A 1,865-nucleotide genomic window follows, 5' to 3' on the forward strand; every position below is an offset into this window, starting at 1 on the left:
GCTTGACAGATTAGAAGGTTAGCGTAATATACGCCACCTTGGTTAAGCGGAGACGCGAACCGAACCGCTCTTTAACAATGTGAATCAAGTAATTCGTGTGGGTGCTTGCCTTGTGGTTCTGATGATCAAAAAGATTATCAGCCTAAGCAAGTTACTCTGTGAATTCACTGAGTTTTTTGTAATAAAGCTGAGCCAAGTTTAGGGTTTTCACAAAACCCAATCAGTCTTAAAACTGAAGAGTTTGATCATGGCTCAGATTGAACGCTGGCGGCAGGCCTAACACATGCAAGTCGAGCGGTAGAGAGAAGCTTGCTTCTCTTGAGAGCGGCGGACGGGTGAGTAATACCTGGGAATCTGCCTGATAGTGGGGGATAACGTTCGGAAACGGACGCTAATACCGCATACGTCCTACGGGAGAAAGCAGGGGATCTTCGGACCTTGCGCTATCAGATGAGCCCAGGTCGGATTAGCTTGTTGGTGAGGTAAAGGCTCACCAAGGCGACGATCCGTAACTGGTCTGAGAGGATGATCAGTCACACTGGAACTGAGACACGGTCCAGACTCCTACGGGAGGCAGCAGTGGGGAATATTGGACAATGGGCGCAAGCCTGATCCAGCCATGCCGCGTGTGTGAAGAAGGTCTTCGGATTGTAAAGCACTTTAAGTTGGGAGGAAGGGCTGATGCTTAATACGTATCAGTCTTGACGTTACCGACAGAATAAGCACCGGCTAACTCTGTGCCAGCAGCCGCGGTAATACAGAGGGTGCAAGCGTTAATCGGAATTACTGGGCGTAAAGCGCGCGTAGGTGGCTAAGTAAGATGGGTGTGAAATCCCCGGGCTCAACCTGGGAACTGCATCCATAACTGCTTAGCTAGAGTACGGTAGAGGGTAGTGGAATTTCCTGTGTAGCGGTGAAATGCGTAGATATAGGAAGGAACACCAGTGGCGAAGGCGACTACCTGGACTGATACTGACACTGAGGTGCGAAAGCGTGGGGAGCAAACAGGATTAGATACCCTGGTAGTCCACGCCGTAAACGATGTCAACTAGCCGTTGGGAACCTTGAGTTCTTAGTGGCGCAGCTAACGCACTAAGTTGACCGCCTGGGGAGTACGGTCGCAAGATTAAAACTCAAATGAATTGACGGGGGCCCGCACAAGCGGTGGAGCATGTGGTTTAATTCGAAGCAACGCGAAGAACCTTACCTGGCCTTGACATGCTGAGAACTTTCCAGAGATGGATTGGTGCCTTCGGGAACTCAGACACAGGTGCTGCATGGCTGTCGTCAGCTCGTGTCGTGAGATGTTGGGTTAAGTCCCGTAACGAGCGCAACCCTTGTCCTTAGTTACCAGCACGTAATGGTGGGCACTCTAAGGAGACTGCCGGTGACAAACCGGAGGAAGGTGGGGATGACGTCAAGTCATCATGGCCCTTACGGCCAGGGCTACACACGTGCTACAATGGGGGGTACAAAGGGTTGCCAAGCCGCGAGGTGGAGCTAATCCCATAAAACCTCTCGTAGTCCGGATCGGAGTCTGCAACTCGACTCCGTGAAGTCGGAATCGCTAGTAATCGTGGATCAGAACGCCACGGTGAATACGTTCCCGGGCCTTGTACACACCGCCCGTCACACCATGGGAGTGGGTTGCACCAGAAGTAGCTAGTCTAACCTTCGGGAGGACGGTTACCACGGTGTGATTCATGACTGGGGTGAAGTCGTAACAAGGTAGCCGTAGGGGAACCTGCGGCTGGATCACCTCCTTAATCGACAGATCACAGGCCATTCGGTCAAGCACTCACACGAATTACTTGATTCATTAAGAAAGCGATAGGGTCTTTAGCTCTCAAGCTACAGTTCACCCG

Annotated in this window: 1 rRNA gene; it reads left to right on the plus strand. The window is 51.6% G+C overall.

What is annotated here, in order from left to right:
- The first annotated feature begins 229 nt into the window (after positions 1-229).
- Positions 230-1,766: ribosomal RNA gene (locus K787_RS0121555) — 16S ribosomal RNA — on the plus strand.
- Positions 1,767-1,865 lie beyond the last annotated feature (99 nt).

Origin of the sequence: Halopseudomonas pelagia CL-AP6 (assembly GCF_000410875.1) — a bacterium.
Classification (GTDB): domain Bacteria; phylum Pseudomonadota; class Gammaproteobacteria; order Pseudomonadales; family Pseudomonadaceae; genus Halopseudomonas; species Halopseudomonas pelagia.